We start from the raw sequence: 3,355 nt of genomic DNA, 5'->3' as shown, positions 1-3,355 counted from the left end.
GACGCGGCCCGCCGCTCCGGCGTCCCCGGCCGGCTCCGGCTGACGCTGCGCGGCGGGGTGCTGGCCGCCGCCAACACCGGCGCGCACCTTGACGCGGAGGGGGTCGAGTCGCTCTCCACGCTGCGCGCCTCCTCCAAGCGCGGGGACCGCGACGCGGGCTCCGTCGGCCGTTTCGGCGTCGGCTTCTCCGCCGTGCTGTCCGTCACCGACGAGCCGAGCGTCATCGGCGTCCCCGGCGGCGTGCGCTGGTCGCTCGCCGAGGCGCGGCAGCTGACGGCCGACGCGGCACAGCGTCCCGGCGCGGACGCGGGCCTGACGGAGGAGCTGCGCCGCCGCGAGGGCCACGTCCCGCTGCTGCGCCTGCCGCTGCCCGCCGAGGGCACCCCGCCGGCCGGCTACGACACCGTCGTCCTGCTGCCGCTGCGCGACGCCGCCGCTGCGGACCTGACCCGCCGGCTCCTCGACGACACCGACGACGCGCTGCTGCTGGCCCTCCCCGGGCTCACCGAGGTGGTCGTCGAGACCGAGGACGGCGTGCGCACCCTCGCCCGCCGCGAGGTCGTCGGCACCTCCGGCACCTCCGCGACCGAGGACGAGGTCGTCATCGCCGACGACGAGTCGGAGACCCGGTGGCAGGTGCTCAGCCGGGGCGGCCCGCTCGACGCGGAGCTGCTCGCCGACCGCACCACCGAGGAGCGCCACCGCCCGTTCTGGTCGCTCACCTGGGCCGTCCCCGTCGACGACGCGGGCGATCCGGTCCGTGTCCGCTCCGCCTACCTGCACGCCCCCACACCCAGCGACGAGCCGCTCGGCCTGCCCGCGCTGCTGATCGCCAGCTTCCCGCTCGACTCCACCCGCCGCCACGTCGCGCCGGGCAGGCTCACCGACTTCCTCGTCGAACAGGCCGCCGACGCCTACGCCGAACTGGTCCGCCGCCGCGGCCCGAGCCTGGGCTCGCTCCGCCTCGTCCCCGCGCCCCTCGGCAAGGGCGAACTCGACGCCAAGCTGCGCCGCGCGATCCTGGCCCGACTGCCCGAGACGCCCTTCTTGCCGGAGGCGGGACAGGAGCAGCTCGGTCCGGAGGTGGCCGAAGGGGAGCGGGAGACGGCGCTGCGGCCGCGCGACGCCGTGCTGCTGGAGGGCGCCGACGCCGAGGTCGTCCGTGCGCTCGCCACGGTCCTGCCGGGCCTGCTGCCCGCCGGGCTGGAGCGCCGCCAGGAGCTGCGCTCGCTGGAGGTGCGCCGCGTCGCCCTCGCCGAGACCGTCGACCAGCTCGCCAACCTCGACCGCGAGCCCGAGTGGTGGCGCAACCTGTACGGCTCGCTCGCCGGCGCCGACCCGGAGGCGCTCGGCGCGCTGCCCGTCCCGCTCGCCGACGGTCGGATGGTCCGCGGCCCGCGCCGCGTCCTGGTGCCGGCCACCTGGGGCGGCTCCGCCACCGCGACGGGAGAGGAGGGCCCGGTCCGCGCCGAGGACCTGGAGATCCTCGGCCTGCGCCTGGCCCACCCCGACGCCGCCCACCCGCTGCTGGAGAAGCTCGGCGCGGGCGTCGCCACGCCCACGGGCGTGCTGGAGACCCCGGAGCTGCGCGCCGCCGTGGCCCGCTCGGTCGACCTCGACGACGAGGAGGAGGCCGAGGAGCTGGCCGAGTCCGTCCTGCGCGTGGTCCAGGCCGCGCTCACGGAAGGTGAACTGACTGACAGTCAGTACCCCTGGTTGGCCCGGCTGGCTCTCCCCGACGAGGACGGTGAGTGGGCGCCCGCTGGTGAACTCGTGCTGCCGGGCAGTGCGTTGGCCGCCCTCGCACACGAGGACGACGCCGTCTTCCTGGACGAGGAGCTGGTCGAGCGCTGGGGCCCGGAGGTGCTGCGCGCCCTCGGCGTCGCCCACAGCTTCGGCCTGCTGCGTGCCGAGGAGGCCGTCCTCGACCCGGACGACCTGGAGCGCTTCGACCCCACCGCGCCGGCCGACCGTGCGCTCGGCGGCGAGCCCGCCGCCCTCCTCGACGAGGCGCCCGACGGCTTCGCCGACTGGGCCGAGGACGTCACCGAGCCGCTGTCGCGCGGCGACGACCTGCCGCCCGGCGTCCCCGCGGTCCCGCCGATCGCCGCCGAACTGCTCGCCGTGCGCGACCTCGACCTCGTCGACGACGACGCCTGGCCCGCGGCCCTCGCGCTGCTGGCCCAGCCGCCGCTGCGCAGCGCCGTCGTCGACAGGGTCCGGCTGCTGCTGCCCGACGGCGGCACCGCCGAGGTCGTCCCCTACGCCGCCTGGTGGCTGCGCGACCATCCCGTCCTCGACGGCCGGGCCCCGGCGGGCCTGCGCGCCGCGGGCGGCGACAAGCTGCTGCGCGGCCTCTACGACGAGGCCCGCACCGACCTCGACGAGATCTTCCTGCACGCGCTCGGCGTCCGCACCACGCTCGCGGCGCTGCTGGAGGACCCGGACGGCCCCGACGACGTCCTCGACCGTCTCGCCGACGCCGAGCGTCCCGTGGCGCACCGTCAGCTGCACGGCATCTACACCGCGCTGGCCACTGTCCCTCTCGACCGCGTCCCGCTGCCCGACGAGGTCCGCGCCCTGCCTCCGCTCGATCCGGCCACCCACCGGCGTCCCGCGCACACCGTCATCGTCGACGTGGCCGACGCGGTCGTTGCGGACGCGCCGGACCTGGTGCAGCTGCTGGACGACTTCCCGCTGATCACGGTCGCCCCCGCGCTGGCCCCGGCGCTCGCCGAGCGCCTGCACGTCTCGCTCGCGAGCGAGATCGCGGGCGGACGCGTGCTCACCGAGGGCACGGTCCGGGTGGTCCCGGAGGAGATCCGCGAACTCCTGCCCGGCTGTCCCGCGGTCTACGAGGAACACGAGGAGCTGCTGGTCGTCGGCCCCGACGGTGAGGAGGCCCCGGTCGGCTGGCGTTGGGACGCCGAGAGCGAGGCCCCGGCGCTGCCCGAGGGCGAGGGCGCCCCGGCCGACGAGCCGGACGAGTTCGCACCCGTCGTCCCCTTCGGCACCCTGCACGCCGCCACCCCGGAGGGCCTCGCCGCCGGTCTGGCCTGGGCGGCGGGCGCCTGGCAGCGCCGCTTCGAGGTGCTGGCCCTGCTCGGCGACCCGGACCGGGCCTACGAGCTCAGCGCCGCACGGGACTTCGAGGGCTGAGCCGGCGCGGGCCGAACCCCGAGGGTGCCGGTGGCGGCGCTCAGTCGACCAGTTCCAGCACCGCGAACTGCGACTGGTCCGTCAGCACCCGGTAGCTGTGCCCCGGGTGCAGTTGCGCCGCATAGGCGGGCAGGTCGGCGGGCGGCGACGGCGACCAGCCGTAGGACAGGTCCAGGACCAGGTACTGCGGCCCGGC

1 protein-coding gene is annotated in these 3,355 nt (G+C 76.8%); it reads left to right on the top strand.

Annotated elements, in window-relative coordinates; all coding sequences use genetic code 11:
• The coding region (locus TR49_RS35435) for a sacsin N-terminal ATP-binding-like domain-containing protein (RefSeq protein WP_042389609.1) at positions 1–3,159 on the top strand (3,159 nt) is incomplete at its 5' end.
• Positions 3,160–3,355 lie beyond the last annotated feature (196 nt).

The organism is Streptacidiphilus melanogenes (assembly GCF_000787835.1).
Taxonomy (GTDB): domain Bacteria; phylum Actinomycetota; class Actinomycetes; order Streptomycetales; family Streptomycetaceae; genus Streptacidiphilus; species Streptacidiphilus melanogenes.
Note: the sequence above shows the minus strand (reverse complement) of the source record. Positions and strands in the feature narration are given on the sequence as shown.